This is a genomic window from Tessaracoccus palaemonis (assembly GCF_019316905.1).
In the GTDB taxonomy this organism is placed as follows: Bacteria; Actinomycetota; Actinomycetes; order Propionibacteriales; family Propionibacteriaceae; genus Arachnia; species Arachnia palaemonis.
This window is the reverse complement of the sequence record NZ_CP079216.1, coordinates 522,220-543,192: the sequence shown is the minus strand read 5'-3', so window position 1 is coordinate 543,192 and position 20,973 is coordinate 522,220. Positions and strand designations below refer to the sequence as shown.

General features: G+C 69.2%; 16 protein-coding genes. 3 read left to right on the top strand and 13 right to left on the bottom strand.

Going from position 1 to position 20,973, the window contains the following annotated elements; translation table 11 throughout:
* Position 1 precedes the first annotated feature (1 nt).
* The 12 genes from KDB89_RS02280 to KDB89_RS02225 form a co-directional block, all read right to left on the bottom strand.
* Complete coding sequence (locus tag KDB89_RS02280) at positions 2-1,432, bottom strand: AI-2E family transporter (RefSeq protein WP_219083140.1); 1,431 nt, start codon at positions 1,430-1,432, stop codon at positions 2-4.
* A gap of 115 nt (positions 1,433-1,547) precedes the next feature.
* Positions 1,548-1,907: a biotin/lipoyl-containing protein gene (locus KDB89_RS02275; RefSeq protein ID WP_219083138.1), complete on the bottom strand. Its 360-nt coding sequence runs from the start codon at positions 1,905-1,907 to the stop codon at positions 1,548-1,550.
* A 9-nt stretch (positions 1,908-1,916) separates the two neighbouring features.
* Positions 1,917-2,177, bottom strand: a complete 261-nt coding sequence (locus tag KDB89_RS02270; protein WP_219083136.1) for a hypothetical protein — start codon at positions 2,175-2,177, stop codon at positions 1,917-1,919.
* An 11-nt stretch (positions 2,178-2,188) separates the two neighbouring features.
* Complete coding sequence (locus KDB89_RS02265; protein ID WP_219083134.1) at positions 2,189-3,745, bottom strand: acyl-CoA carboxylase subunit beta; 1,557 nt, start codon at positions 3,743-3,745, stop codon at positions 2,189-2,191.
* 10 nt (positions 3,746-3,755) lie between these two features.
* Complete coding sequence (locus tag KDB89_RS02260) at positions 3,756-5,249, bottom strand: methylmalonyl-CoA carboxytransferase subunit 5S (RefSeq protein WP_219083132.1); 1,494 nt, start codon at positions 5,247-5,249, stop codon at positions 3,756-3,758.
* 238 nt (positions 5,250-5,487) lie between these two features.
* Complete coding sequence (locus KDB89_RS02255; protein WP_219083130.1) at positions 5,488-5,715, bottom strand: CsbD family protein; 228 nt, start codon at positions 5,713-5,715, stop codon at positions 5,488-5,490.
* 1,016 nt (positions 5,716-6,731) lie between these two features.
* Entirely contained in the window at positions 6,732-7,817 is a 1,086-nt protein-coding gene (locus tag KDB89_RS02250) for an SDR family NAD(P)-dependent oxidoreductase (protein ID WP_255556118.1), read from the bottom strand.
* Positions 7,814-9,160 carry a PHP domain-containing protein gene (locus tag KDB89_RS02245; RefSeq protein ID WP_219083128.1) on the bottom strand — a complete coding sequence of 449 codons (1,347 nt, stop codon included), beginning with the start codon at positions 9,158-9,160 and terminating at the stop codon, positions 7,814-7,816. Before KDB89_RS02245 ends, KDB89_RS02250 begins: the two co-directional genes overlap by 4 nt.
* A gap of 11 nt (positions 9,161-9,171) precedes the next feature.
* The gene (locus KDB89_RS02240; protein WP_219083126.1) at positions 9,172-11,631 is read right to left on the bottom strand and encodes an alpha-ketoacid dehydrogenase subunit alpha/beta; all 2,460 of its coding nucleotides are present in this window, start codon (positions 11,629-11,631) and stop codon (positions 9,172-9,174) included.
* 23 nt (positions 11,632-11,654) lie between these two features.
* Positions 11,655-13,025, bottom strand: coding sequence for a dihydrolipoyl dehydrogenase (gene lpdA / locus KDB89_RS02235; RefSeq protein WP_219083124.1), 1,371 nt, complete (start codon positions 13,023-13,025; stop codon positions 11,655-11,657).
* Positions 13,026-13,042: 17 nt separating this feature from the next.
* A complete protein-coding gene (locus KDB89_RS02230; RefSeq protein ID WP_219083122.1) occupies positions 13,043-14,437 on the bottom strand; it encodes a dihydrolipoamide acetyltransferase family protein in 1,395 nt (464 codons plus the stop codon).
* Positions 14,438-14,452: 15 nt separating this feature from the next.
* Positions 14,453-15,205, bottom strand: a complete 753-nt coding sequence (locus tag KDB89_RS02225; RefSeq protein ID WP_219083120.1) for a DeoR/GlpR family DNA-binding transcription regulator — start codon at positions 15,203-15,205, stop codon at positions 14,453-14,455.
* A 221-nt stretch (positions 15,206-15,426) separates the two neighbouring features.
* Here KDB89_RS02225 and KDB89_RS02220 point away from each other — a divergent pair, with 221 nt between their 5' ends.
* The 3 genes from KDB89_RS02220 (at position 15,427) to KDB89_RS02210 (ending at position 19,068) form a co-directional block, all read left to right on the top strand.
* On the top strand, positions 15,427-16,104 hold the full coding sequence (locus KDB89_RS02220) for a fructose-6-phosphate aldolase (protein WP_219083118.1): 678 nt from the start codon (positions 15,427-15,429) through the stop codon (positions 16,102-16,104).
* A gap of 335 nt (positions 16,105-16,439) precedes the next feature.
* Positions 16,440-17,078, top strand: coding sequence for a histidine phosphatase family protein (locus KDB89_RS02215; protein WP_219083116.1), 639 nt, complete (start codon positions 16,440-16,442; stop codon positions 17,076-17,078).
* Positions 17,079-17,604: 526 nt separating this feature from the next.
* The gene (locus KDB89_RS02210; protein ID WP_255556116.1) at positions 17,605-19,068 is read left to right on the top strand and encodes a DEAD/DEAH box helicase; all 1,464 of its coding nucleotides are present in this window, start codon (positions 17,605-17,607) and stop codon (positions 19,066-19,068) included.
* A 673-nt stretch (positions 19,069-19,741) separates the two neighbouring features.
* On the opposite strand, the gene KDB89_RS02205 is transcribed toward KDB89_RS02210, so the two are convergent.
* On the bottom strand, positions 19,742-20,965 hold the full coding sequence (locus tag KDB89_RS02205) for a serpin family protein (RefSeq protein ID WP_219083112.1): 1,224 nt from the start codon (positions 20,963-20,965) through the stop codon (positions 19,742-19,744).
* Between the last annotated feature and the right edge of the window lie 8 nt (positions 20,966-20,973).

The following is a 20,973-nucleotide window of genomic DNA, read 5'->3' as shown; positions in this document are numbered from 1 at the left end:
CCTACTGGTCAGCGTCCCCACGGCGCCGCCACGGGCGCGGCAGGGACGGCAGCCGCGGCCTCCCCGTGGCCGATCGCGGCCCCGCGGCGGGTACGTCAGGGCTCGCATCATCGGGTTCGGTGGCCTGGTGCGGGGTGTGGGTCGCGACGGGATCGTGGCGGAGCCGGGCGAGCGAGAGCGCCGCCCGGAACAGGACCGAGGCCCGTTCGGACTCCGAGGCGACGTGCTGGCCCTCATCGGTGGCCCAGGCGATGTCGCCCGCGACCTTCTCCCCCGTCCTGAGGTCCATCAGATCCCCCAGGTAGCGGAACACGACCGCGAGCACGGCGACGACGGGCACTGCGAGGAACATGCCGATGATCCCGGCCCACACGCCGCCGAGCACCACGCTGATCAGGATGACCACCGGGTGCAGCTTCATGACCTTCGACTGCAGGAGGGGCTGCAGGATGTTCCCCTCCAGCTGCTGCACGCCGATGATCAGGATCAGGACGAACAGGGCCGTGTAGAAGCCGTTCGACACCAGCGCGACCAGGACGGCCAGCGTGCCCGCCGACACGGCACCGACGACGGGGATGAACCCTGCCATGAAGGTCAGCACGGCGATCGGCATCGCCAACGGGACACCGAGCAGCACGAGGCCCAGCCCGATGAAGAAGGCGTCGACGAAGCTGACGATCGCCTGCGTGCGGATGTAGCCGGACAGCGTGTTCCACATCCGCGTCAGCAACTCCGAGGCGTGGAACCCGGCGCGGCGACCCACGACCCCCTGCACAACGCCGATGAACTTCACGCCGTCCTTCAGGAAGAAGAAGGTCAGCACAAGCGTCAGGAGGAGCTTCACGACCCCGCTGCCGACGCTGCCGCCGAGGCTGACGGCCTGCCCCAGCAGCTCGCTGCTGTGAGTCTGCAGCCAGCTCAGCGCCTGATCGATCCAGAGGTTCAGCTCGTCGTCGTGCACGTTGAAGGGCGGCCCGGCGACCCAGTCCTGCAGCCTCCGCACGCCCGTGATGGCGGAACTCCACAACTGCGGCCACTGCGACACGACCGACGGCGCGACGTAGGACAGCATCGCCGCGACGAATCCGGCGGCCAACAGCAGGGCGATCAGCGCGCCGAGGCCGTAGGGGACGCGCCACTTCTTCAACTTCGCCACGACGGGCCACAGGACCGACGAGATGAGCAGCGCGAGCAGCAGCGGGAGGAGCCCGTCCCAGACCTTGCTGAGCCCCCAGCCCAGCACCCCGAGCGCCGCGGCGATCAGGAGGAAGCGTGCGCTCCACTCGGAGACCTTGCGGCCGCCCTCGGCGATGACCTCCGCCCGGTCGACGGGTTCCATCGGGTCTGGCGCCGGGAGCGCCCCGGCCGCGTGCTCGTCGAACTGCGTCGGCGACGTGTCGTCGTCGAGGGGCGCTGGCGACTGGTCACTCATCCGGTCTCCTTGCATGCGTCGGTCACCTCCCAGACTAGTGGGGCCGATCCACCGGGGAACGCGGCGACGCCCCGGACGGGGAGACCGTCCGGGGCGCCGCTGGGTGCGCTGGGAGTCAGAGCTCGATGAGAGCCTGACCGCCCTGAACCGCGTCGCCGGGGGCGACGAGGATCGCAGAGACCTTGCCCGCGGCAGGCGCGGTGATCTCGGTCTCCATCTTCATGGCCTCGAGGACGAGGAGGACCTGACCGGCCTCGATCTCGTCGCCCTCGGCCACCAGGATGCGGGCCACCGAACCGGCCAGCGGCGCCACGACGGCGTTGCTGCTGACGGCGGTCACGGACGCCTTGGTCGGGATGGGGTTGGACCCACCGTTGACACCGATCACGATCGGGCCGAGCTGAGGACGCTCCTCCTGCTCCACCTCCACGTCGATCTCGTACTCCGTCGCGTTGACGGTCACCTTGAGCTTCATTCTTCTTCCTTAGCGGACGTGCGGGACGGAACGGTCGTGGACGCGCTCGCGGGCGGCGGTGGCCCACTTGGACTGCGAGCCGAAGCGGATGGCGCGCACCTTCGGCGCGTAGCCGAAGTATGCGGCCAGGGCCGCGCCGATCGCGACGAGGTCCTCTTCGGGGATCTGCTGCTGGGCTTCCAGCCGCTGGATCTTCGTCTCGAGGGTCGAGACCTTCTCCGTGAGCTGCGCGACGAGGTGGCGCAGCTCCTTGAGCGTTTCGTCTTCCATGGCTGTTCCGATCACGCCGGCCCGAGGCCGTGCTTCTTCGCGGGACGAAGCTCACGCTTCCCGACGAGGAGCTCCAGCGCCATCGCGACCTGGCGACGGGTGTCGGCCGGGTCGATGATGTCGTCGACCAGGCCACGGCTCGCGGCCATGTACGGCGTGGAGAACGTCTCGCGGTACTCCTCGACCAGCTCGGCCCGCTTGGCCTCCTGGTCCTCGGCCGCGTCGATCTCCCTGCGGAACACGACGTTGGCCGCGCCCTCGGCGCCCATCACGGCGATCTCGGCGGTCGGCCAGGCGAACACCTTGTCGGCGCCCAGGTCCTTCGAGCACATGGCCAGGTACGCGCCGCCGTAGGCCTTGCGCAGCACGACCGTGATCTTCGGGACCGTCGCCGCGGAGTACGCGTACAGCATCTTCGCGCCGTGGCGGATGATGCCGTTGTGCTCCTGCGCGACGCCGGGCAGGAAGCCGGGGACGTCGACGAGGTTCAGCACCGGGATGTTGAACGCGTTGCAGAAGCGGACGAACTTGCTGGACTTGTCCGAGGAGTCGATGTCGAGCACGCCGGACATGACGCTCGGCTGGTTGGCGATGATGCCGACGGTGCGGCCCACGACGCGGCCGAAGCCGACGACGATGTTCATGGCCCACCCGGCCTGGACCTCGAGGAAGTCGCGGTGGTCGACGATCTCGTTGATGACATCGCGGACGTCGTAGCCCTTGTTGCTCTCGACGGGGATGATGTCGCGGAGCTTCGGGTTCGACTCCACCACGTCGTCGGGATCGACGATCGGGGCGTCCTCGGTGTTGTTCTGCGGCAGGAAGCTCAGGAGCTTCTGCGCGATCAGGATGGCCTGCTCGTCGTCATCGGCCACGAAGTGGACGACGCCGGAGCGGGACATGTGCGCGTCGGCACCGCCGAGCTCGTCCTGCGTGACGTTCTCTCCGGTGACCTGCTTGATCACGCCAGGGCCCGTGATGAACATGTGGGCCTTGCGGGTCTGGATGATGAAGTCGGTCAGGGCGGGCGAGTAGGCCGCGCCACCGGCGCAGGGGCCGGCGATGATCGAGATCTGCGGCACGGCGCCGGACAGCAGGACGTTGGCGTAGAACACCTTGCCGTAACCGGACAGCGAGTCGATGCCCTCCTGGACCCGGGCGCCGCCCGAGTCGTTGATGAACACGAACGGGGTGCCCGTCTGCAGCGAGGCCTTCAGTGCCTCGGTGACCTTGATCGAGTGCGCCTCGCCGGCGGAGCCGCCCATGACCGTGAAGTCCTGGGAGGCGACGTGCACCGGGCGGCCGAACACCGCGCCGGAACCGGTGACGACGCCGTCGGCGGGCATGTCGGCCTTGTCCATGCCGAACGTGGTCGTCCGGTTGCGACGGAAGGCGCCGGTCTCCTGGAACGAGTTCTCGTCGAGCAGGGCCGCGAGGCGTTCGCGGGCGGTCATCTTGCCCTTCTCGCGCTGCTTCTCCAGCTTCTTCTCACCGCCTCCGGCCTCAACCTTGGCTCGACGCTCGGCGAGCTGCTCGAGGCGCTCGTCCATCGTGTGCTGCTTAGCCATTGGTCCTCCTTCAGGCCGGCTCGACAGTCACGCTGTGCGACTGACCGGCGATGGTGACGTTGTAGTTGACGGGGACCTTGATACCCGGCACGTTGCCCGCGGCCTTGGCGGCCTCGGCAGCGAGCTGGGCGGGGGTCTTTCCGACGTTCTTGGGGCCCTCGGCGCGGCTCGCGAAGAACTTGGGCGCGACACCGGGGAACATCGCGTTGGTGAGCACGTCCTCGTCGGACCCGTCGAAGCCGTCGAGGTTCGACGCGTCGGAGACCAGCTTGTCCCACTCGGGCTCGAGCAGGTCCGCCGGGCGGACGGTGATCGGCTCCTTCTTGGTCTGGATCTTGGCCAGCTCCACGACCTCGGGATTACGCTCGCCGAGGCACTCGCCGTAGTAGCCGAGCATCAGGTCGGCGAACTCGCCCGTCATGACCTTGTAGCGGCCCATGAGGACGTTGAAAACGGCCTGGGTGCCGACGATCTGCGACGACGGGGTGACCAGTGGCGGGTGGCCGGCGTCGGCCTTGACCCGCGGGACCTCGGCCATGACCTCGTTGATGCGGTCGCCCGCACCCTGGGCCTTCAGCTGCGACTCCATGTTCGACAGCATGCCGCCGGGGATCTGCGAGGAGAAGATGTTCGTGTCGACCAGCGTGGCGGACTCGAACTCCTGGTACTTCGGGCGCACGGCCGCGAAGTGGTCACGGATCCTCAGGAGGCGGTCCATGTCGAGGTCGGTCGTGTACTCGGTGCCCTCGAGCATCGCCACGAGCGACTCGGTGGGGTTGTGACCCGGGCCGAGCGACATGGACGAGATCGCGGTGTCGACGACGTCGGCGCCAGCCTCGATGGCCTTCATCAGCGAGACGAGCGTCACGCCGGTGGTGGAGTGGCAGTGCACGTTGATCTGCACATCACCGTAGGTGTCCTTGATGCCCTTGACGATGTCGTAGGCGGGCTGCGGCTGCAGCAGTGCAGCCATGTCCTTGAGCGCGATCGACTCGGCGCCCATGTCCAGCAGCTGGCCGGCGAGCTTGATGTAGCCGTCGACGGTGTGGACCGGGGAGATGGTGTAGCAGATGGTGCCCTGGGCATGCTTGCCCGAGGCCTTCACCGCCGCCATCGCCCGCGCCATGTTGCGCGGGTCGTTCAGCGCGTCGAACACACGGAACACGTCCATGCCGTTCTCGGCTGCCTTGTCAACGAACTTCTCGACGACCATGTCCTCGTAGTGGCGGTAGCCGAGGAGGTTCTGGCCGCGGAGCAGCATCTGGAGCCGCGAGTTGGGAAGCAACTCACGGAACGTACGCAGGCGCTTCCAGGGATCCTCGTTGAGGAAGCGGATGCAGGCGTCGAACGTCGCCCCGCCCCAACACTCAACCGACCAGTAGCCGGCGTTATCGATGTCCTCGCAGGCGCCGACCATGTCTTCCATGGCCATGCGGGTTGCCATCAAGCTTTGATGCGCGTCACGGAGCACTACCTCGGTGACGCCGATCTTCCGAGCTGTCATGGGGCAATCCAACCACGCCACCGGTCCCGGGCTGAGCCCGCCCCCCGCTAACAGAGGCCGGCCGTGCAGACGTGCAGGTCCACGTCCTCCGCCTGTGGAGAAGGTGCAGGAAGAGCCATGTCAGCCGCGTTTCGCCGGGGAGGCGAAGCATGGCAGCCACGCCGGGCGGGCATGAAGAACGGGGCCGCCCATGAGGGCGGCCCCGTTGTCTAGTTCTGGATGCCAGGATGCGCCGGCGCTACTTGTCGCCCTTGGCGGTCAACTTGTCCTTGAGAGATTCGACCTTGTCGGCCAAACCGCTGCCCACGTCACCCATGCGCCTCTTGGCGTCATCAGCGACTTGTTTGGCGTTGGCCTCGATTCGATCCTTGACTCCGTCTTGGCGAAGGTCCTCGTTTCCGATGGCCTCGCCGACGCCTTCCTTGGCCTTACCGACGGCCTCTTGGGCCGCATCATCGATGCCCATAGATTGCCTCCCGAGTAGTAGGGGACGGGTACGAGATTCACCATACGCCGGTGGGGGACCAGGGGGAACAGGTTCGGAGAAATCTCTACATAGACCCTTGTCAGAGAGGTTTCGGCAGCGACTCGCGGAGCCTGGCCCGCCCATGCAGCCGACCACCTCGCGCCCGCCGCGTCCCCACCGGGCCCCGGAGGCGCTCGGAAAATCGGTCAGTGGTCGATTCTCCCCGGTCCGCCGTCGAAAACCGCCCACAGCCCCCATGCCCGACGACGAACGCCACCTCGGGAAGGCCACCCAGGGACCCGCATGCAAGGCGACACGCCGTTTCGGCTAGGGTTTTCTCCTCTGATTCCTCGGAACCTCTTGCCAACGCCGAGCCGGAGGAGTAGACATTCCTGTACGAAAACCCGCGAGGGGATTCGCGAGGACAGCCAGACCGACGTCCATCACCTCCTCAGAGGGCACGCGCAGCGGCGGTGCGAACACACGGCGGACAGTCCTCAGGCGGTGGAACGCTGACCACGGCCTCACACCGAGAGATGCACCGGAGCTCCTCACCTGGAGCGGGCGTCAAGCCCGCGGGGCCGCAGAGACGAGGCGGCGGGTAACGGTACATCGATCAGATCCGGACGGTCGTCCCGGGCGGATCACCCGACGGAAGAGTCCTTCTTCCTCGTACCCGCAGGCTGCGGCCCGCGGGGCTCCCAGGGCATGGGGGCGAGGAATACCCGGACGTCCGTCAGATCGGCGACGGCCCACCGTCGGTCAACACACAGGGACCCGAGCAACTCATATTTGCTCGGGTCCCGCCCTATTGTGCGACGTGCCGGCCCCGTCGGCGAAATCGACGCGCGGCCCGGTCCCAGAATCTGGACGCCGGGCCTTCTGCCTGTGCACCCTCAACCCAGACGCCACCCTTCTTCACCGACGCCACCGCTCTTCACACATGCCACCGCCATGGCGGTGGCATGTGTCGAGAAGGGTGGCGTCCGTCGGGAAGGGTGGCGTCGGCCAGCCGATCAGCTACTCAGCATCACCTGGCCGCCGGTGACGGGGAGCGCCTGGCCGGTCTCGTACTCCTGCTCGACGAGGTAGTACAGCGCCCGCATGACGTCGGACCCGTAGGTGCCGCGGTTGAGGGGCACCTTGGCCTCGTAGAAGCGGCGGACCTCCTCGATCGTCGTCGCGCCGGGCACCTTGCCGGAGCGCAGGTACTGCACGAACAGGCCGCGGTCGGGGTCGGACCACAGCGGGCCATCGAGGAAGTTGCCCGGGCAGATCGCGTTCACCTTGATACCGTGCTCGACCAGCTCCAGCGCGAAGCTCTGCACCAGCCCGATGCCCCCGAACTTCGACCCGGCGTACGCGCCGTTCTTGTTCGAGCCGACCAGGCCGGACTTGGAGTTGATCTGCACGATGTCGGTGGTCCAGGTCGGCGCCGTGCGACGCTGCGCGGCCATCAGGCCGCCCAGGTGCTTGGTGACAAGGAAGAACGCGACGTAGTTGATGTCGGTGGTGAGCCGGAACGCGGAGGCATCCTGCTCCAGCACGCTGCCCGCACGGACGATGCCGGCGTTGGACACGACGAGGTCGAGGCCGCCCGTGGTGGCCGCAATCTGCCCGGTCATGGCCGCCACCGACTCCTCATCGGCGACGTTGACCGTCAGCGCCGCGGTGTGCGGGCCGAGCTCGTCGGCAAGCTTCGCAGCCCCGTCGGCGTTCAGGTCGGCGATGTAGACGAAGGCCCCGGAGGCGACAAGCCCACGGACGATCTCCGCCCCGAACCCCTGCGCGCCTCCGGTGACGAGCGCCACCTTCCCGGCGACGACCCGCGACCGTGGCTCGGCCGCCGAGGCTTCAGCGTCCTTGCCGTGCGGCAGCGGCGACACAGCTCCGACGGTGTGGGCGCGGAACGCGTGCCGCTCCCCCGCGACCGTCACCGCGACGGTGTCCGGCAGCTCGACGGGGAACGCCCCGGCCAGCTGATCCACCGACTCGACGCTCAGGTCCAGCTCCGCCTCGTCCGACGGCGACAGGATCACCGGCACGTTGCGGGCGGCCAGGTAGGCGCCGCGGACGAGCGGCGCGATCTCCAGGATGCTCATGCTGCTTCCTTCCTCAGGGCATCGGCGGCCTCGCCGACGGTGCTGGTGCCGGCCACGAGCGACCGCCCGACGGCGCTGTAGCGCCGGACCCGCTCGGACAGCGGGAGCGACGCCAGCGGGCCGGCCTCGGCGAACAGACCGAGGTCGAGGTCGGCCTCGGCGAGCCGCTCGTGCGCGACCATCGCCCACGTCGCGTCGTTCAGGTGCGCCAGCTCCCGGCGCTGCAGCTCCGGGCAGTTGAACTGCTGGCGCGGGGTGTTGATGTCGACGCCGGACACCTCGAGGAGGCCGTTGTCGGCCGCGAGCGACGCGAGGCGCGCCATCTGCTCCGCCGTGTTGCGCGGCGGCATGTACGTGATGGCGGGCATCCCGAGCCGGCGGAGCTCGGCGACCAGCTCGTCGAGGAAGTCATCCTCGAACTTCTCGGCCTTCTTGTCGCCCGTCGGCGACGCGGTCACGTCGCCGAGGTAGGCGTAGGCAGGAATGGCGCCGACGGACGTCGCGAAGGCCGCGACCTCCGCCATCGTCGGGCACTCCTCCCGGTCCGGGACGAGGTAGATCTGGTCGAGGAAGCCGGCCTTCATGACACCGAGCAGGTCGAACTCCAGGTACGGGTTCGCCTCGTCGCCCAGCTGCGCCGCGACCTTGTCCGACAGCTCGAGGCCCAGCTCGCCGAGCCCGTCCACCAGCGCCCGGCCGCGGCCGTAGCGCTCGATGAGCTTGTCGGCGATGCCTGCGAGCAGGTGCCGCTCGGTCACCTCTCCGCCGCCTTCGTACTGCGACCGGTCGACGACGTCGCGCTGGAAGTCCAGCACGGGCGCCCCGAGGCCCTCGAGGATCGCGTTGGCCCGCTCAACCATCCGCGCGGTCCGCGCGAGGCGGGCGGCCCGGATGGGCGCCAGGTATTCGGCGACCCGCTCCCGCTGCGACGCCGGGATCCCCTGGACGGTCATGTAGGCGATGCCCGCGGTGTCGGGGTTGTTGAGCTTGCGGTCGTGCAGCGGGGCGCGCCCCTCGGCGACCTCATCGGCGCTGTACAGGTAGACGCGGCACTCGAAGCCGGTCACCGACCCGAGGCCGACGGCGTCGGCGGCGGCCGCCATCTCGCCCGCGCCCGCGGCCGAGTCGTGGTCGACGGAGCCGACAACCATCAGCCCGGCCTCGCGGGCCCGCAGCGCCGCCATCGCGGGCGTGTACGGGCTGAAGCTGTAGATGGTGTGGACGTGGTTGTTCGACTCGGTCACGAAGTCCGGGAACGCGGGCGAGCCCTGCAGGTACTCCTGCAGGGCCGCCACGCGCTCGGCGGGCGTCAGCGACGGGTCGTTGATGCGCTCGCGGAGCATGTCTCTCCTTGTCAGAGGCCCTGCCGCGAACGGCGGGCGATCTCGGCGTCGGTCTGGTTGGTGGTCGGGACGTGGCCCTTGAGCGGCAGCACGCGCTCGTGGATCGCGTCGAGCAGCCACTCGGGCTGCGGGAAGAACTCCTTCTCCAGCTCGGCCGCCGGGGTGATGGCGTTGCGGGAGCCGACGACCGTGACGGGCGCGTCGAGGTGGTCGAAGGCCAGGGTCTGGATCTGCGACGCGACGGTGTGGAGGAACGAGCCGCGGTCCACCGCGTCGGAGGTCAGCACGAGGCGGCCGGTCTTCTTCACCGACTCGACGATCGGGTCGAGGTTCAGCGGGGCGACGAAGCGCAGGTCGATGACCTCGGTGGAGATGCCGTACTTCTCCTGCAGCAGGTCGGCGGCCTCCATCACGCGGTAGAGGGTGGGGCCGATGACCGCGACGGTCAGGTCGGTGCCCTCGCGGCGCACGACGGGCTCGCCCTCGGGCACCTCGTAGTAGCCGGTCGGGACGCCGTCGGCGACGAACTCCTCAGCCTTGTCGTACAGCAGCTGGGACTCGAAGAACACCACGGGATCGGTGCCGCGCAGGGCGAGGTTCATCATGCCCTTGGCGTCGTACGGGGTCGACGGGTAGTAGACCTTGAGCCCGGGCATGTGGGCGACCAGCGCCGCCCAGTCCTGCGAGTGCTGGGCGCCGTACTTGGATCCGACGGAGACGCGCATGACGAGCGGCATCTTCAGCAGGCCGGCGGACATGGACTGCCACTTGGCGGCCTGGTTGAAGATCTCGTCGCCGGCGCGGCCGAGGAAGTCGCAGTACATCAGCTCGACGATCGCGCGGCCGCCGGACAGGGCGTAGCCGACGCCGGCGCCGATGATGGCGGCCTCGGAGATGGGCGAGTTGAACAGGCGGTGGTACGGCAGCAGCTCGGTCAGGCCGCGGTAGACGGCGAACGCGCCGCCCCAGTCGCGGTTCTCCTCGCCCCAGGCGGCCAGGGTCGGGTCGGTGGCGAAGCGGTGGGCGACGGCCTCGAACAGCGCGTCACGGTAGGAGTAGGCCTTGGCCTTGCTGACGGGCTTGCCGTTGGCGTCGGTGGCGGTGCGGACCTTGGCGGCCAGCGACTTGACGCGGGCGTTCTCCTCGAGCGGCTGCTTGAGCTCGGGGGTGCGGTCGTCGAAGGCCTCGACGTTGCCGTTGGAGTACATGACGGACTCGATGAAGTCCATCCCGACGCGCGGCGAGGAGACCTCGTCCTTCGTGGCGATGGCGATCACCTTCGTGAGACGCTCATCGAACTTGGCCTGGAGGTCGTCGACCTCGCCCTGGCTGAGGACGCCGTTCTCGACGAGGTAGGCGGCGTAGTTCTTCAGGCCGTCGTGCTGCTCCCACAGCTCGACCTCCTCGCGCGTGCGGTAGGAGGACGCGTCGGACGGCGAGTGGCCGGAGAAGCGGTAGGTGATGGTGTCGGTCAGCACCGGGCCGCGACCCTCGACGAGGAGCTGGCGCTTGCGGGTGACGGCGTCGGCGACGGCGAGCGGGTTGAGCCCGTCGACGCGCTCGGCGTGCATGGCCTCGGGGTTCACGCCCATGCCGACGCGGGCGAGGATGTCGTAGCCCATGGTCTCGCCGGAGGTCTGGCCGCCCATGCCGTAGAAGTTGTTGAAGAAGTTGAACCAGATCGGCGGGTTGCCGTTCACGCCGTCGTTCCAGAGGCTGCGGTACTGGTCCATGGACGCCATGGCCATGGCCTCCCAGACGGGGCCGCAGCCCATGGAGGCGTCGCCGATGTTGGCGATGACGATGCCGGACTTGCGGTTGATCAGCTTGAAAAGCGCCGAGCCGGTGGCGATGTCGGCCGAGCCGCCGACGATCGCGTTGTTCGGCATCGAGCCGAAGGGCGCGAAGAAGGCGTGCATGGAGCCGCCGAGGCCGCGGTTGAAGCCGGCCTTGCGGGCGAACGTCTCGGCGACGGTGCCGTAGAGGATGAAGTTCTCGGTCAGGTCGGCGGCGCTGTCGTAGCCGACCTGCTCGGCGAAGGCGAGCGTCTCACCGTCGAGGAACGTCTTCATGATGTCCTCGACCTGCGCGGGGTCGAGTTTGCGGGCCGCGGAGAAGCACTTGGCGAGGATCTCGCCGTGGCTGCGGTGCGAGCCGAACAGGAAGTCCTCCGGGTCGAGCTGCGAGGCCTGGCCGACGACGGCCGACTCCTGCCCGATGGAGAGGTGCGCGGGGCCGCGGTGGTTGTACTCGACGCCGTTCCACGCGCCGGTGGTCTTGATCGAGTTCAGCATGGTCTCGAACTGCCGCACGGCGATCATGTCGTGCAGGATGTCGATGAGCCCCTGCTTGCCGTACTTGTCGAGCTCTGCGGCGAAGTTCGGCCGGTACTGGTTGACCGGGATCTCGGGGGCGGTGATGGTCGAGGCGGAGCGGACGTTGCTCGGGTCGACGATGAGGTTCTTTGGCATGTTTCGTGTCTCCTTGTCGGGGCTCAGGCCTGGGCGGCCCAGGCGGCCTCACGGATGAGTTCGCTGACGGTGGGGTGGGGGAAGACGACCTGGCGCAGGTCGGTGATGCTGACTTCGGTCTCGAGTACGACGGAGGCGCCCCAGATCATCTCGGAGGCGTAGGAGCCGAGCACGTGGATGCCGAGCACCTGGCCGGTGGCGCCGTCCCAGATGAGCTTGGCGGCGCCGGGGGCCTTGACGCCGGACTCGGCGACGAAGCGGCCGGACAGGTAGCCGGGGACGGTCACGGACTTGACGTCGATCCCCTTGGCCCTCGCCTGGGACTCGGTCAGCCCGATGCCGGCCGCCTCCGGGTTGGAGTACACGGCCCACGGGATGGTGTTCCAGCGCATGATCTCGCCGCGGCGGAACGCCTCGGGGTCGAGGATGTTCGCCACCGCAATCTCGCCCATCCGGTAGGCGGCGTGCGCCAGCAGCGAGCGGCCGGTGACGTCGCCGACGGCCCACACGTTGGGCAGGTTGGTGCGCATCCGGTCGTCGACGACCACGCCCTTGCCGGAGAACTCCAGGCTGGAGTCCTCGGCGCCCCAGCCGGCGACGGCGGGGCGGCGGCCGACGGCCATCAGCACGACGTCGGCGTCGACCGACTCGGCGGTGCCGGCCATGGTCTCGTAGTGGACGGTGCCGCCGTCGATGCTGGTGACCTTGCACTCGAGCTTCACGTCGATGTCGGCGAGGCCCTTGCGGAGCTGGGCTGCGAGCTCGTCGTCCATGAAGGGGACGACCTCGGGCAGCATCTCGATGACGGTGACCTCGGAGCCGAGCATCGCGAACAGGCTGGCGAACTCGAGCCCGATGACGCCGCCGCCGATGACGGCGAGGCGGGCCGGGATCTCGGGGACCGACAGCATGCCGGTGGAGTCGAGGACGCGGGGGTTGTCCGCGGCGCCGGGGATGGGCGGCATGACCGGGACGGAGCCGGTGGCCAGGATGACGTGTTCGGCCGTGTAGGTGGTGCCGTCGACCGTGACGCGACCCGGGCCGTCGAAGCGACCGTAGCCCTTGACGACGGTGACGCCGGCCTTCTTCTCGGCCGCGCCGACGCCGCCGACCAGCGTCGCGACGGTCTTGTTCTTCCACTTCTGCAGTTCGGCCCAGTCGACGCTGGCGCCGTCGACGCGGACGCCCAGCTGGGCGCCGTGCACGGCGTGCTCGTAGGTCTTCGCCGCGTTCAGCAGCGCCTTGGTGGGGATGCAGCCGACGTTCAGGCAGGTGCCGCCCAGCGCGTCGGCCTCGATGAGGAGGACGTTCTTCTTCGCGTGCCCGAGGCGCTCGGCGGCGATGTAGCCGCCGGGGCCGCCGCCCAGAACGATGACGTCGAAGGTGGTGCTCATGTGCGTTGCTCCTTGTCTCAGCCGAGGACGGTGATGTCGATGTTCTCGACGTAGGCGACGAGGTCCTGCAGGAAGCGGGCGGCGTCGGCGCCGTCGATCACGCGGTGGTCGGCGGTCAGCGAGAAGCCGATGCGCTGCTCGACGCCGAAGCTGCCGTCGGCGTTGACCACGGCGCGCGGGAAGATCGCGTCGACGCCGAGGATGGCGACCTGGGGCACGTTCAGCAGCGGGGTGAAGGACTCGATGCCGAAGCCGCCGAGGTTGCTGACCGTGAAGGTGGCGCCCTGCAGCAGGTCGGGGCTGATGCTGCCGCCGATGGCCTGCTGTGCGAGGTCCTTGCTGACGGCGGAGAACTCGCGCAGCCCCATCTCGGAGGCATTGCGGACCGTTGGGACCAGCAGGCCGCGCGGGGTATCGCACGCGAAGCCGAGGTGGACCTGCTCGAAGACGGTGAGCTTCCCGTCGGCGAGGTGGGCGTTGTGGCCGGTGTTCTTGGCCGCGGCCTTGACGGCGGCATAGCCGACCAGGTCGCCGATGGTCACCTTGCTGAGGCCGAGCTCCTCGGGCGAGCCCTTGAGCCTCTTGCGGAGCGCGAGCAGGCCGGCCGCGTTGGCCGTCGAGGTGTAGGTCAGCTGGGCGGAGCTGGCCAGCGAATGCATCATGCGGTCCGCGATGGTCTTGCGGATGCCCTTGAGCGGCGTCGTCGTCGAGGCGCCGGGGAACTCGCGGGAGCCGGTCACCGGCGCTGCCCCCACCCGGTTCGTTGAGCCTGTCGAAACGTCGCCGTCGGTGTCCACGGCCGGTGTGCCTGCGGCGAGGTCCGCCGTCGTGACGCGGCCGCCGAGGCCGGTGCCGGCGGCGCCCGAGCCGTGGGCGCCGGCGCGGGCCGATCCCTTGGTTGCGTGGGCGAGGGCAGCGGTGACGTCGCGCTCGATGACGCGTCCGCCGGGGCCGGAGCCTTCGGCGACGTCGTTGATGTCGAGGTGGTTGGCTGCGGCCAGCGTGCGGGCCCGCGGGCTGGAGGCGCCGGTGGAGGCGACGCGCTCGACCGGGGCGGCGGGGGCCTCAGCCTCGGGGGCGGCCTCGGCTGCGGCGGCGGCTCCGGGGATGGCAGCTTCGTCGTCGCCCCTGCCCTTCCAGCCGGCTGCGGCCAGGGCATCGGCCGGGTCCTCGCCCGCCGCGCCGACCACCAGGAGCGGCTCCTTGACGGGGACGTCGTCGCCCTCGTCCCAGAGGATGGCGAGTACGGTGCCGGCGGCCGAGGTCGGGACCTCCATCGAGGCCTTGTCGGTCTCGACCTCACACACGATGGCGTTCTCGGCGATCTCGTCGCCGAGACCCACCTGCCACGACACGATCAGGCAGGACTCGACAGAGTTGCCGAGCTGCGGCATGACTACGACGGTTGCCATAGACGTTGACCTTCCCTAGACGATGCACACACGCGTGTGCTCTTGCAGTGCTGAAGCGGCCCCTGCGACGAGCCCGGAATCTGTGATGATCCCGGTGACCTTGTCGAGGGGCAGAAAACTGACGAACCCGGCCTGGCCGAACTTGGAGGAGTCGGCGACCAGCCAGGTCTCCTCGGCGCGGCGGCTCATGAGCGCGGCGACCTGGGCGCCGTCGACGAACCGGGTGGTGAGCCCCCGTTCGGGGGAGAACCCGTCGGTGCCGAGGAAGGCGAGACGGGTGTTGAAGTCGGAGACGGTGCGCTCGGCGTCGGGACCGACGAGCGACTCGGACTCCCGGCGGAACACCCCCCCGGCGAGGATGATGTTGAGCGCGGGGTTGGTGCGGGCGACGTTGAACACGAGCGTCGAGTTGGTGACGATCTGGACGTCGCGGCGCTGCGCGAGGTGACCGGTGATCGAGGCGACGGTGGTCCCTGCCTCCATCATGACCGTGTCACCGTCGGTGATCATCGAGGCGGCGAAGGCCGCGATGCGCTGCTTGGCCTCGACGTTGACCTTCTCGCGCTGGAGGATCGTCTTGAAGGAGCTGGGGCGTGCGCCGCCACGCGTCCGCACCAGCATGCCGCGCTGTTCGAGGGCGCGGAGATCGCCGCGGATGGTGACCTCGGACACGCCGAGCTTCTCGGCCATGGAGGCGACGGTGAGCGTGCCGTCGTCAGTCAGGCGCGTGAGGATCGCCTCTTCGCGGCTGGCTCTCTCCTGCGTCACTTCGAAACCTCGTTGTCTTCGATTAGCTTTCGTTTCACGAGCCTAGCAGTTTCGAAGCGGTTTCAAAACAGGGGGCGATTCGAAAGTTCGGAAAACCTGGGCATAGGCTGGGACAGTCCCGCGACGAGGCCGGTGTTTGAGCATCCGCCCCGCTCGGGACTGGCGCTCCGCACCCGGCTCCGTGGTGGAATGGACCAGCTTCCGCACCTCGAAAGGCGACCATGGACATCCTGTTCGACACTGCCAACCTCGACGACATCGAGCGCCTCACGCCCATCTACCCCGTCACGGGCGTGACGACGAACCCGTCGATCCTGAAGAAGGAGGGCCGGGTCGACGTCTACAAGCACCTCCGCCGGATCCGCGAGATCATCGGCCCCGACCGCACGCTGCACGTGCAGGTGCTGCAGAAGACGGCCCAGGGCATGATCGACGACGCGCACAGGCTGCTCGACAAGATCGACGAAAAGGTCTACCCCAAGATCCCCACCACCGAGGCCGGCATCCTCGCCATGCGCACCCTCAAGGCGGAGGGCGTCCACGTGACCGCGACCGCGATCTACTCCAAGACGCAGGGCTTCCTCGCCATCGCGTCCGGCGTCGACTACCTCGCGCCCTACTACAACCGGATGCAGTCGCTTGACATCGACACCAAGGGCACGCTGACCGCGCTGTCCGGTTTCATCCGTCGTTTCGACGCCCCCTGCAAGATCATGGCCGCCAGCTTCAAGAACATCGTGCAGGTGTCGCACGCCCTGGAGGCCGGGGCGGATGCCGTCACGCTGTCGCCCAAGCTGCTGCGCCAGGCGCTGTCGGTGCCGGACATCACCAACGCCGTCGACACGTTCATCAGTGACTGGGAGTCGGTCTACGGCACCCGGTCCCTCCCCGACGACTGACCCTCGCCTCTGCTCGACGACTGACCCAGCCGCTTCCCGACGACTGACCCTCGCCGCTTCCCGGAAAATCGGGCAGTGGTCGATTCTCCCCGGTCAGTCGCCGAGAAGCGCACACAACCTCCCCCCGGTCCGCTGACCGGTCGGAGACCCGCCGGCTGGCCCGTCGGCCGCTCGGCCAATGCGGGCAGGCTGTCCCGTGCACAAAAGTGGGTAGAGCCGCAGCACTCGGATATACGACGCGTGCTCCGGCTCTAGCCACAGTTATGCGCGACGGGGAACCCGGCCGGCGCGGTCGGGGACGGGTCGGCGCGCCCCTCGACAACTAGGCTCCGGGCATGAGCGAGTCGCAGGGCGGGCGCACCACCGGCCGGGTGCTGTTGATCCGGCACGGCCAGACCGAATGGTCGATGACGAACCGGCACACCGGACGCACCGACATCGACCTCACGGAGAAGGGCGCCGCCGACGCGCGGGCACTCGTGGGGATCCGGGAGCGGCTCGGCCTCGTCGATCCCTATGTCTTCGCCTCCCCACGCATCCGGGCACAGCGGACGGCGGCGCTGGCCGGGCTCACGGTCGACGAGACGGACGACGTGTTTGCCGAGTGGGACTACGGCGACTACGAGGGCCTGACCCGCGCTCAGATCCATGACCAGGGTGCGCAGGGGTGGACGATCTGGACGGGTGGCGCGCCCGGCGGGGAATCGGTGGATGAGATGACGGTACGGGTGGACCGCGCCGTCGAGATCGTGTCCGAGCGGCTGGAGAGTTCCGACGTCGTGGTCGTGTCGCACGGGCACTTCTCCAGGTCGTTCGTCTGTCGTTTCCTCGGCTGGCCGGTGTCCCTCGGCATCGCCATCGACCTCCGTCCCGCCGGAGCCGCGCTCCTCATGGAGTTCGGCGGCCCGACGGACCGGCGACTCTGCACGCTGGTCGGCCCCGAGGGCGCAGCCGCCACGCGATCGTCCCTCTAGCTCTAGCTCCGTTCACGACGGCCGGTCCCCGCCGCTCGAAGGCACGTCGGGCTCGCCGCAGGAGCACCAGCGTCGTGCCGTGGGCGATTCTCGATGCCGGACCGGGGAGAATCGACCACTGAACGCCTTTCGGGCACAGACCGGAGCTGAGTGGAGGTTGGCAGTGGGCGATAGTCGTCACCGGACCGGGGAGAATCGACCACTGAACGATTTTCGGCAGTGGAGCCGCCGACGACGGAGCGGGCCAGGGTCGACGGACAACGGACGGCGGGGGATGCGCCGCGGCACGGCCGCGCCGAGCCGTCGGCCTGCCTGGGAAGTTCTCCTGACAAGCCGGAATACACGTTTCCGGGCATCTGAAGGTAAGGTATAACCCAGCGGTCCGCCCAGTCTTACCCCGGGCCGCCGGCGCGCAGGCCACTCCAAGCCCTGCCTCAGTCGCCTTCCAGCTCTTGAAGCTTCTCCATCGGTGAGACACTCCCGATAGGTCACAGACACCTTGTCAGAATCCTTCGCGCGCCTCGGCGTGCCCACTTCCCTCGTCGACGCCCTCGCAACCCAGGGCATCGACACCCCCACCCCGATCCAGGCCGCGACGCTGCCCGATTCGCTGGCCGGGCGCGACGTGCTCGGCCGCGGCCGCACCGGCTCCGGCAAGACCTTCGCGTTCCTGCTCCCGCTCGTCGCGCGACTCGTCGCCGACCCCAAGCGCCCGCAGCCGAAGCGCCCCCGCTCCCTGATTCTCGCGCCGACCCGCGAGCTCGCCACGCAGATCCACGAGTCGCACGTCATCCTCGAGAAGACCACGCGCCTGACCTCGACCGTCGTCTTCGGCGGCGTCGGCCAGAACCCGCAGGCCAAGGCGCTGGCGCGCGGCGTCGACGTGCTCATCGCGTGCCCCGGCCGCCTGCTCGACCTGATGGGCCAGGGTCTCGTCGACCTCGGCTCTGTCGAGATCACCGTCATCGACGAGGCCGACCACATGGCCGACATGGGCTTCCTGCCCGGCGTCCGCAAGATCCTGCAGGCCACGCCCGGCAGCGGGCAGCGCATGCTGTTCTCCGCCACGCTCGACGCGGGCGTCAACACGCTGGTCAAGCAGTTCCTCCACAACCCCGTCACGCACGAGGCCGACTCTGAGCTGTCTCCCGTCGCGACGATGGAGCACCACGTCCTGCGCATCGACGGCGACGACCGCACCCGCGTCGTGGCCGAGCTGGCCGCAGCCCCCGGCAACACCATCGTGTTCACCCGCACGAAGTACGGCGCCAAGAAGCTCGCCAAGCAGCTCAACGGCCTGGGCGTTCCTGCGGTTGACCTGCACGGCAACCTGAGCCAGAACGCCCGCACCCGCAACATGGAGGCGTTCCATTCGGGCCGCGTCTCGACGCTCGTCGCCACCGACATCGCCGCACGCGGCATCCACGTCGACGATGTGTCCCTCGTGATCCACGCCGACCCGCCGGCGGAGCACAAGGCGTACCTGCACCGTTCCGGCCGCACGGCCCGCGCCGGGCACTCCGGCAAGGTCGTCACGCTGCAGACCTCGTCGCAGCGCGCCGACGTCGCGACGCTGATGCGCCAGGCCAAGATCAAGCCGCAGGTCGACGACGCCGCCCCCGGCGCGCAGATCCTGCACGACATCACCCCTGGTGAGCGCGTGTTCCTGTCCCCCACCGAGGCCGCGGAACTGGCCGGCGTCGCGCCGAAGCAGCCCCAGCAACCTCAGGGCAACGGCGGAGGCCGCGGTCGTCGCGGCGGCTCGCGTCCCGCGAACGGGTCGGGTCGTGGCAACGGGTCGGGTCGCCCGAACGGGTCTGGTCGAGGCCGCTCCTCTGAGCGACCCTCGTCACCGTCGCGCGACGACTCGCACCGCGGTCACAGCAAGCCCGCACGCGACGGCTCCCGCCAGTCCTCGCGTCGTCCCGCGCAGCACTCGTCGTCGCACAGCGCCGCAGACTTCTCCGCCAACCGCCGCCGGGGTCGCTGACCCGACGGCGGCCTGCCACCTGCGGCCGCCACCAGAGACGCCACCCTTATCGACAAACGCCTCCCTTCTTCACACATGCCACCGCCCTGGCGGTGGCATGTGTCGAGAGCGGTAGCGTCGGTCGATAAGGGTGGCGTCTTCGCCTGCTCACGGCCTGGGTCTCCGAGCCTGTCGAGCAGCCTTGAGCGAAGCGAGAGGACCCAGCCCGACGTCGGCCCCGGGCAACCCTTCGACAAGCTCAGGGCCCTTCGACAAGCTCAGGGAACCGGGCAAGCGCAGCCGTTCGACGGGCTTTGCGACGGATCTCCGAGCCTGTCGAGGAGCCTTGAGCGAAGCGAGAGGACCCAGCCCGACGTCGGCCCCGGGCAACCCTTCGACAAGCTCAGGGAACCGGGGCAGGCTCGGGGAACCGGGGCAAGCTCAGCCGTTCGACGGGCCTTGCGACGGATCTCCGAGCCTGTCGAGGAGCCTCGAGCGAAGCGAGAGGACCCAGCCCGACGTCGGCCCCGGGCAACCCTTCGACAAGCTCAGGGCCCTTCGACAGGCTCAGGGAACCGGGATTGGCTCAACCCTTCGACAAGCTCAGGGAACCGGGGTTGGCTCAGGGAACCGGGGTTGGCTCAGGGCCCTTCGACAGGCTCAGGGAACCGAGGTTGACTCAGCGGGCCGCCGGTCACTCCGCCGTCGGGTCGGCGATCCTGGCCAGGAACAGCGGCCAGCCGGTGCGGGTGTCAAGCACCCGCAGCACATAGGGGCGGTCGAGGGTCAGCGTGTGCTCGGGCATCACGGCGCTGGTCTCCGTCGCCGCCTCGGTGACGGCGGCGCCGACCGTCCCCTTCGCGCTCACCGCCAGCCGTGCCTGCTGGACCCACTGGCCGACGTAGGTGCCGGGCGAGATGCCGCCCACGTCGCCCAGGTCGACCGACGGCAGCGCCTTCAGCAGGTCCACCTTCGACGCTAGGTCGAACGTCGGCATCGTGACGGTCACCGACTCGGGGGTCGCCCCGTCGAGCGCCTCGCGCGCGTCGGCGAGGTCCTCCGCGGTCAGGTCCGACGGTGTCAGGCCCGGGGCCGGCAGGATCACGTCCGCCGCGAGCGCGTCGTCGTACGGCAGGCGGGCGGCGGCCCAGCGGTCCGTCTCCGCGTAGGCGACGTCCAGTGTCTCGACCACCCCGTCGACCGGCGCCGACCCGCCCTCGCGCGCGAAGTCGAGCACTGTGTCCGAGCCGAACGGCGTGCGCCAGGCGGCCGCGAACAGGACCGCGTCCTGCACGACGGCGCGGGTGTCGCCGCCCACCTCGATCCCCGACTTCTCTATCAGCCCCGCCGTGTTCTTCTTCACCCACGCGTCGAGCACCGCCTGAGCGTCGCCCGGCTCGGCCTGGGTCGCGCCGGCGTCGTAGTAGGTCTTGATCCGCTCGAGGAACTCGCGTCCGACGGGCGCGGAGATCGCGACGACCTGGCTGGCCTGATGCACGAGCGGGGTCTGCGGTGGCGAGTCCGCCGACACCGACTTCGGGAGGTCCTCGTAGTCGGTCAGCGCCTGGCGGAGCGCGCCGAAGGCCGCCGACCGCTCGTCGCCGGCGAGTCCCGTCGCCTGTTCGATGCTCGTCTGCGACGCACCCTCCGCGCCCTCGCCGAGCAGCGCGATGGACATCGACAGCGAACTCGGCGACACGATCGCGTTGGCGTCCGTGATGGCCAGCGCCACGTCCCAGCCGAGGCGTTCGCTCGCGGCGGCCGCGTCGGACACATGCGGGGTGGTGTCGAAGGGCAGGTCCAGCACCGCGCCGGAGCCCTCGACCTCCTCGCCTGCGCCGCCCCCGCAGGCGGCCAGCATCGCCGCGACGGCCACCGCGGCCGCCACCCTGGCGCTCAATCGAGTCAGTCGCCTCATCGCGTCCT

Excerpts from the sequence above, each read along its gene's own strand:
- KDB89_RS02280 (WP_219083140.1), bottom strand. The coding sequence starts at position 1,432 with ATGAGTGACCAGTCGCCAGCGCCCCTCGACGACGACACGTCGCCGACG.
- KDB89_RS02275 (WP_219083138.1), bottom strand. The coding sequence starts at position 1,907 with ATGAAGCTCAAGGTGACCGTCAACGCGACGGAGTACGAGATCGACGTG.
- KDB89_RS02270 (WP_219083136.1), bottom strand. The coding sequence starts at position 2,177 with ATGGAAGACGAAACGCTCAAGGAGCTGCGCCACCTCGTCGCGCAGCTC.
- KDB89_RS02265 (WP_219083134.1), bottom strand. The coding sequence starts at position 3,745 with ATGGCTAAGCAGCACACGATGGACGAGCGCCTCGAGCAGCTCGCCGAG.
- KDB89_RS02260 (WP_219083132.1), bottom strand. The coding sequence starts at position 5,249 with ATGACAGCTCGGAAGATCGGCGTCACCGAGGTAGTGCTCCGTGACGCG.
- KDB89_RS02255 (WP_219083130.1), bottom strand. The coding sequence starts at position 5,715 with ATGGGCATCGATGATGCGGCCCAAGAGGCCGTCGGTAAGGCCAAGGAA.
- KDB89_RS02250 (WP_255556118.1), bottom strand. The coding sequence starts at position 7,817 with ATGAGCATCCTGGAGATCGCGCCGCTCGTCCGCGGCGCCTACCTGGCC.
- KDB89_RS02245 (WP_219083128.1), bottom strand. The coding sequence starts at position 9,160 with ATGCTCCGCGAGCGCATCAACGACCCGTCGCTGACGCCCGCCGAGCGC.
- KDB89_RS02240 (WP_219083126.1), bottom strand. The coding sequence starts at position 11,631 with ATGCCAAAGAACCTCATCGTCGACCCGAGCAACGTCCGCTCCGCCTCG.
- lpdA (WP_219083124.1), bottom strand. The coding sequence starts at position 13,025 with ATGAGCACCACCTTCGACGTCATCGTTCTGGGCGGCGGCCCCGGCGGC.
- KDB89_RS02230 (WP_219083122.1), bottom strand. The coding sequence starts at position 14,437 with ATGGCAACCGTCGTAGTCATGCCGCAGCTCGGCAACTCTGTCGAGTCC.
- KDB89_RS02220 (WP_219083118.1), top strand. The coding sequence starts at position 15,427 with ATGGACATCCTGTTCGACACTGCCAACCTCGACGACATCGAGCGCCTC.
- KDB89_RS02215 (WP_219083116.1), top strand. The coding sequence starts at position 16,440 with ATGAGCGAGTCGCAGGGCGGGCGCACCACCGGCCGGGTGCTGTTGATC.
- KDB89_RS02205 (WP_219083112.1), bottom strand. The coding sequence starts at position 20,965 with ATGAGGCGACTGACTCGATTGAGCGCCAGGGTGGCGGCCGCGGTGGCC.